This window comes from Novipirellula sp., from assembly GCF_041583735.1.
Taxonomy (GTDB): Bacteria; Planctomycetota; Planctomycetia; order Pirellulales; family Pirellulaceae; genus Novipirellula.
Genome location: NZ_JBFHFD010000458.1, coordinates 1 through 6,901, shown reverse-complemented (window position 1 = coordinate 6,901; position 6,901 = coordinate 1). Strand labels below are relative to the sequence as shown.

Annotated in this window: 6 protein-coding genes and 1 tRNA gene; 3 read left to right on the top strand and 4 right to left on the bottom strand. The window is 54.8% G+C overall.

The genetic code is table 11. The annotated features are described in order from the left end of the window. Window positions 1–821 (bottom strand): DUF1573 domain-containing protein (locus ABX962_RS25690; RefSeq protein ID WP_372723603.1); only part of this gene is annotated, 821 nt, incomplete at its 3' end. Between the two features lie 177 nt (window positions 822–998). Then, on the bottom strand, window positions 999–1,652 hold the full coding sequence (locus ABX962_RS25685) for a nucleoside triphosphate pyrophosphatase (RefSeq protein ID WP_372723605.1): 654 nt from the start codon (window positions 1,650–1,652) through the stop codon (window positions 999–1,001). Between the two features lie 271 nt (window positions 1,653–1,923). Between ABX962_RS25685 and ABX962_RS25680 the strand changes: the two genes are divergently transcribed. Further along, window positions 1,924–2,793 (top strand): hypothetical protein, encoded by an 870-nt coding sequence (locus tag ABX962_RS25680; protein WP_372723601.1) that lies wholly within the window; start codon window positions 1,924–1,926, stop codon window positions 2,791–2,793. Between the two features lie 30 nt (window positions 2,794–2,823). Here ABX962_RS25680 and ABX962_RS25675 read toward each other — a convergent pair whose 3' ends face one another. Together ABX962_RS25675 and ABX962_RS25670 are read right to left on the bottom strand one after the other, a co-directional pair. Next, window positions 2,824–4,197 (bottom strand): peptidylprolyl isomerase, encoded by a 1,374-nt coding sequence (locus tag ABX962_RS25675; RefSeq protein WP_372723600.1) that lies wholly within the window; start codon window positions 4,195–4,197, stop codon window positions 2,824–2,826. Between the two features lie 288 nt (window positions 4,198–4,485). Then, entirely contained in the window at window positions 4,486–5,169 is a 684-nt protein-coding gene (locus tag ABX962_RS25670; RefSeq protein WP_372723598.1) for a hypothetical protein, read from the bottom strand. A 623-nt stretch (window positions 5,170–5,792) separates the two neighbouring features. Here ABX962_RS25670 and ABX962_RS25665 point away from each other — a divergent pair. Next, window positions 5,793–5,866 (top strand) — tRNA-Pro (locus tag ABX962_RS25665). Between the two features lie 403 nt (window positions 5,867–6,269). Beyond that, window positions 6,270–6,901 (top strand): phosphatase PAP2 family protein (locus ABX962_RS25660; RefSeq protein WP_372723596.1); only part of this gene is annotated, 632 nt, incomplete at its 3' end.

Below are 6,901 nucleotides of genomic sequence, written 5' to 3'. Positions count from 1 at the left end.
TCGCTGCAGACAATGTCTTTGATCTCAAACGGCTCGTCGCCTTTGACGATCAAGCGTTTTTCGATCACTGCGTCGGCGGGTTTGCTGCCTAGGTTCACCGCAGCAGGCGAGACGCTGATCGCCGAACGCACTCGACCCGAAATGTCCATCTCGGTGGTCGGGAAGGCGCGGTCGTTGCTGATCAGCGTCAATCGTTCATGAATTTCGCCTTCTTCCATCGAGTCTTTCATGCTGACTCGCATGCGGTAGCGAACGATTCCCGGCGTCAATTCAGGAGCACTCAATCGGACTTGCAAACTTTCACAGTGGCTTCGCACGTCGCTGATTCGCCAGTTCGAGTTGCCACTGTGGGTGATCACGATTTCACGTTCCGGAGCATCACCGGAGGCGAATTCGCCAAAAGCCACATCAGGAGGATCAAACGTGATGTCGGTGCGAATGAATCCACTGACTTTGAGCTGCGTTTCCGCATAAAACGGTTTGTCAAACACGACGGTGATTGTCGCCGACTTTTGACCAATAAACGAACTGGTGTTGAACGTCGCGACCACCGCTCCGGTCTCATGCGTCTTCAGCGTGTCTTTGGTGATCGAGGGGCTGGTGCATCCACAGCTCGATCGGACGGCGGCGATGTGGACGTCTTCTTCGTATTTGTTGGTCAGCTCGAAATGGAAGTCACATTTGGTTCCGCGACCGACAGTGCGAAAGTCATGACTGGTCTCGGCAAACATCTTGTCTGCCCAATTCTCTGCATGGACCTTCGCAGTCGAGACGAGAGAGATAACGATAATACTGGCGAGCAAAACAGAATAACGCACCATGACATCCAGGCCATTTGAAAGCGGAAATTGGAAACACGGGAAAGGGGCAACGCGATTCAGTCGAAGCTGAAAATCCAGATGCATCGCCACTGTCGCCCGACGTCGCTGCATGCATCATCGGGACCGCACTAAACCCTTTATCGGGAATAAACCGCCCCTGAACCTTAGAAAGATTGGCTACTTCGAGAAAGAAGGTCCATCTTTCTCGACGGCAATCTCAGTTGCTAGCAAGTCAAAGTCGCGAAAGACCTCCGCTAAACGCTCCATCGGCAAACCAACCACGTTGGTTTCGCTGCCGCCATCGAGGACTTCCAACCAATCATTGCCGTCCTGGAAACCAAACGCGCCTGCCTTGCCCTCCCACAGCATCGAATCGAGGTACTCGGCGAGCATTTCCTCGCTGAGGGTTTGCATTTGCAGTTCGGTGCGGACGACTTCGACGACACAGCGATTTTGGCTGACTGACCAGACACAGAATCCTGAAAAAACGTCGTGGCGGCGACCGCTGAGTTGTCGTAGCATCGCTTCGGCATGTTCGATATCGTGGGGTTTACCCAATATTTGCCCATAGCACGACGCCACGGTGTCGGCGGCCAGGATCAATCCGCCATCGTTCTTCGACGCCACATCGGCAGCTTTTCGATAGGCGTATCGCGCCACCAATTCGGGAGCTGTCTCGCGACTGCACATCCCACACTCCGCTTCATCGCTCGCGGGTTGAACCGTGAACGAATATCCCGCAGCCCTTAGCAACTGCGACCGTCGGGGCGACCCGCTTGCCAGGATCAGCGATTCATCGGTCGGCAAATCGGCTCGTGGCAAACCACTCATCAGAGGCAGATTGTCTGTGAATTTCATCCGGTCCTACTGCGGGTTGGGGGGAATGACTGCAATAACGAAGATAACTGCAATAACGAAGGCTCTCCTATCGTTTTACGGGTTCGTTGTCGGATTGGGAAGCAAGCGGTGGTTTTCTCTTGACGGTTCCGAAGCCGACTTTGTAGTGTCCGCACAGCCCTCGGAGCCGATTGGCGTAAAAAGGTCCCGATTTCCGCGCCGTGCAAAATTCAACGTCGTACAAAAAGCGATCCGCTTGAACACCATGAACCGCCGACAGTTTTGCTCACTGATTGCCGCTAGCTCGTTAGCGTCATCGGTTGCCGGCTGCGCGTCATGGATCGATCGTTCGACGGCGGATGCCGTGCTGAATCAAAGCGGCAGCAATCCCTTCGCTGCGGTCAAACCAAGTTCTCAGGCGATGGTACTGTCGGTCGGTTTTCATCCGATTCAGCCCGAGGCCGCGAATCAAGACCGGGTCGCATCGATGTGGCAGTGGGTCGATGAAATGATCATCGAACCGGCACATCGTAGCGAGCTTGCAGAGAACGGGATCCGGGTCGGCAAGGTCATTCGTCCTGACCAATTTCGTCAACGGCTTGCCGAGATGGCCGGTCCGCGTGACGTGGTCGACGTCTTCTTGGGCGAAGCCGATGTGGCGAGCGACGTTTCCGTTGGCTCTCGAAAGATTCCAATGCGATTGGCAAAGCGATACGAGTTGCCACTTCGTCAACCTCGCAGCGGTGCCCATGTGACGCTGCTTCGCACGCAGGGACAAACGGTAGGGCGAACGCTACAGGACCCACAATACGTATTGGCCATCACGCCCACGCAGTCCAAGACCGCCTCGCAAATTCATTTGCAATGTCGTCCCGAGATTCAGCACGGTGCAATGCGTCAAAAATGGATCAGCAGCGATTCGGCCATGCGGATCGACAGTCGCCGTGACGCATGGTCGCTGCCTTGGCTCGATATCGATCTTGAAGGGGGCAAGGATGATCTGTTTGTGATCGCGGCAAGTCAACCTGCGTTTGGGCTCGGCAAAGAAATGATGACGGGGGTTTCCGCCGACAATATCGAAGAACAAGTGGTGGTGTTGATCCAAATCGACCGGCTGGCCGAGTCGAAGTTGTAAATCAGCTGGCTTCCTCGGCGATAATCCGCTTTACTGCCGATACTCAGGCTCGGGCAACGCGTCAGGGCGACGGATCACCTCGGCTTCGATAATGCGGTCCGGCGGGTAGACCACTTGCCCTTTCTTTTTCTCTTTGTGCGGATCGACTCGCCGAAGTTCGGTGAACAAGTCCATTCCCTCGATCACCCGTCCAAACACCGTTTGTTCTTTGCTGACGGTGGGAACCGGAGTAAAGAAAATGGCAAATTGGCTACTGGCACTATCGGGAACAAAGTCACCGGTTTCCCCTTTGGGAAGCTTGGCCATCGCCAATGAGCCGCGGAACGCATTCCGCGCTCCGTCGCGTTGGTGCTCGTCGACGATGAATTGCCCGCTATTGCCCGATCCCGTGCCCGCTTCGTCACCGGTCAGTGCCAACAGATCATCGATCACTTGATAGAAATCAAGCCCATCGTAAAAACCTTGCTCGACCAATTTGATGAAGTGGGCTACCGTCGACGGCGCTTGGTCCAAAAACAGTTCGATAACAATATCGCCGTGCGTTGTGTTTAGCTTGACGCGAGGAAGCTCTTTCTCAGCATCCTGTTCTCGGCGTTTCTGCTCTTCGGCCCATTGCTGTTTCAGATCATCCATTTGGTAGCTGAAACGCTTGTCCAGATCGCCATAGTCTTCGGGTTTGAGGTACTCGTAGATTTTCTCGGCCGTTTCGAATTCGCCTACACAAACCGACGACCGAGCAGCGGACTGAAAGAGGAAGACTTGATTAAAACCCAGGTCGATCAATAACGCGCTGGCACGCATGGTCGACAACGAGTAATTCGAATGCTTGAAGCGGTGTTCAAGCATCGTTAACAAGTACTGGGCAGCTTCTTGATCGGGCGCCAACAACAAGTACTCGTACGCAGCATCGAAGACTTCGTCAAACAAGGCGTAGCTCTGTTCGCGTAGTTCGCGATATCGATCAAGTGCCTCAGGCGTTTGGTCCTCGCCGTTCATGTACAGCGTGTGAACCGTTCGCATGTCGATCAATACATCGACGAGCTGCTCTTTTGCCTGGACATATTTCGCCTTGGCTTGTTTGCCCTCTTCGTTCAATTCAAAGGGCTTGCCATCGGGCCCTTTGCCGAGCAAATTCGCGGGCTCTCGTGTCGGCCCCTTGGGCTTTTGCGAATCGTCATGATGGGAATGGGGCTCCCCTGTGTGTGCATCGGCTTCGTGTGCATCATCCGGGCTGGTTGTCGCGGCAGTGGTGTCCTGGGCGGCAGTGGTTTCTTGGGCCGCGGTGGTTTCTTGGGCCGCGGTGGTTTCCTGGGCGAACGACCGTGTCACAAAGGGGGCCGGCAGCGAAAGTCCCGCGACCAATCCGAGGGTCGAGAGGGTGAACAAAAAGACGCGATCGATCATCAAAGACTCAAAATGGCTCAAAAACAAACGGGAAATGGAAATCCACTGCACGAGTAGCTACGCAGCGATCCCCGGAATGGATCGCGAAAAACAACACTTCTCGCCAAACTCCCATAATTGGGGGGGCTTCTGCGAATAAGCGACCGGGGACGCATATGCCCCGGTGTCTTACGGCCCACGGCTCACCGCTGCGATTTGCGTTTGGATTAAATCAACAAGCCGTTAAGAGTTTTGTCGGCCGCCTCCCATGAAACCGGGCCGCTCACACCGCGAACGCTACTAAAGCTGTTACGAACGTGTTTTACCCGTCTGCATCGCGGTTTCGATCTTTTCAAGCAAGTCGCCGATCTGCTCGTGAGTCTTCTCGGTTGTCGAGACGACCAATACACTTTCGATGGCCACAATCGTACTGGGGCCGCCGAGGACTTCCCATGTATCCGGGGTAATCGTAGAGGTCACAGCGCGGATGACTTTGGGGGCCTTGCCTTTTAGCGGATCCGCTAATGCATAGACTTTTGTCACCAAATGATTTTCTACATGCTCCGGTGTCGTGATTTGAATGACTTCGTCTTTGATCATGTAGGTTAGATCAAGCTGTCTCAGCGAAATCTTCAGTACCGTTCGCAGGCTGACGTTTTGAAGCGAAACGTGAATCGGTTGTTGGGGCGACAATCCAATCTCTTCGATTGCCCGAGTATCGAGCACCATCGGCGTGTTGGTTTTTTCAGACAGCAGGTGTAGAAATTCGCTCAGAGGCACTGCGTCGACGTGGATTGACGTCTTTTCCGATAACTTGCGGCGAAGTTGTTGCTCAGTCGTATCCGGCCCAGTCGCATCCGGCCCTGTGGTCATCCGGGGCGGCGTGTCTGGCGTGGCGGCAGGTTTCGTGTCGCTGGCGAATGGATCCTGTTGAGCCTGTGCGAAGTGCATTGGCATCAACCCCAGTAGGATCAGTAGGGTGAGGATCGACATCACGCCATTTCGCGATCGTCCGAAGTACCGGGGAGCGGATGGCCGCAGTGAGACTTGCATGCGAATTTGTCCGTTCGAGTGAATGGATTCGAGTGAATGGAGAAGAGTAGGGATGGAGACAAGGATGACCGGATGGGCGGTCCGGCGGGGCGACCGCTTGAGTCGTCGTCATGATCTCGCATGCATTCACGGCGGTCAAGCAAAATCTGTGCATCGGTTCGTTACAGAATCCTGCCGTATATTTTTTCTATCCGACTCGGCGAACCGACAACTTCGGCTTTCGCTGAGAATTAGAGACGCTGCCCGCTATTTGCTACTCAAGTGACGAATGCTACTTGCTACTCATCCGACGAATGACGAACGACCGGAGTGGGGGAAATCGAGGGGCCTGTTCCAGGGTTTTCCCATTCGGCTCGCGGTGCCGGCCGTGATCCACTTGAAACAGTGCGGCATGGAGTGAAAACCAATTCAAAAAATCTATGAAAAATTGATGTTAAGTGGGGTTGCAGAAAACCGATAAAAACACGACAACCTTCGAACCTTCAAGTGACGGGCGTTGTCTCGTTTCTTCGTAAGGTATCCGGCTGCAGAAAGAGTGGTTTTATCGCTCGTTTTTGCTGCACCGGGGCGTAGCTCAGCCTGGCAGAGCGCCTGGTTTGGGACCAGGAGGTCGCATGTTCGAATCATGTCGCCCCGATCAATGAGAAGCCCGTGTCTTGCACTGTAAGACACGGGCTTTTTTTGTGGATTTTCTCTTTTGGGTTCGGCAAAAGGCTGCCGATGGGGCCGAGCGACGTGCAAGCGGCACCCCAATCGTCCAAAGACGGCGGATTTCGTTTGCCGTTTTGGCGTGGTGAGCCACGATTTCGTGATCATCGAACCAACGCGCGAGCGGCCAAATCCAGTCGGCACTAACGCCCGACCGGCAAACTTCACAGCGGTGATGTGCTACTGAATCAGCGGTTTGGTCCGGTGGGTGGGAGTGGGCGTCGCTATTGCCCGCCAATCCATTGGCCGCCATTTTTTCTTTGACCGCGACGAGGGGCGAGACATCTTCAATAACGCGGGCATCCTCGCTTTTTCGACACGCAACGCACCCGATGGCTATTTTGGCATGCAGCATGCTGTTAGGCGACGATATGATCCAATTGAAAATCCACGAGATGCACCGGCCCGTTTTTCGCCTGATTCGCTTTTTTTGGGGACGCGAACCAATCCTCTTGCTCGCTTTTTTGGCGGTGGTACTAGGTACATGGGGATTCATCGAACTCGCCGACGAGGTGCTCGAGGGGGGCACCAATGCGTTTGATCGTTGGGCAGTTCGCAGTTTGCGTGCTGCGGATGACCTGTCACGCCCGATCGGTCCCCCCTGGATGGCTGAGGTGGGGCGTGATTTGACAGCACTCGGAGGCATGGCGGTTCTGCTGTTGGCGATTGCATCGACTGCTGTCTTCTTGGCGATCAATCGCGTTTATCGAACGATGGGGTTCCTGTTGGTCTCGACGCTCGGCGGCATCGCCGCCAGTTTGCTGATGAAACATTTCTTCGCCCGCCCTCGTCCTGATCTCGTGCCTCATCTGTCGCTTGTCTACACCAGCAGTTTTCCGAGTGGACATTCGATGATGGCCGCGGTTGTCTATCTGACGCTCGCGGTATTGGTGGTGCCGGTGCTGCGTCATTTTTGGGTGCGGTTTTATGTCATCGCCGTGGCGATGGCCGTGACCGTCTTGGT